The organism is Parendozoicomonas sp. 2304DJ65-17 (assembly GCF_058148445.1).
Genome location: NZ_JBYVJV010000175.1, coordinates 1 through 229, shown reverse-complemented (window position 1 = coordinate 229; position 229 = coordinate 1). Strand labels below are relative to the sequence as shown.

General features: G+C 50.2%; 1 protein-coding gene. It reads left to right on the top strand.

The window, feature by feature from the left end:
• Window positions 1–229: NifU family protein (locus ACY2RR_RS24930; protein ID WP_490110887.1), on the top strand; the 229-nt coding region annotated here is incomplete at both ends.

Sequence of the window (229 nt, the reverse complement as noted above, 5' to 3'; positions counted from 1 at the left end):
AGATGCGACTGTTGACTATGCAGCAGACAAAATGGGTGGGCAGATGGCGATTAAGGCACCTAGCGCAAAAATGCCCAAGGTTACTGATGACAGTCCACTGGATCAGAAAATTAATTATTACATTCAGACTGAAATAAACCCAGGCCTGGCTTCCCACGGTGGCCAGGTTCAGCTGGTGGAAATCGACGACGAAGGCTATGCCATCCTGCAGTTTGGTGGTGGCTGCCAG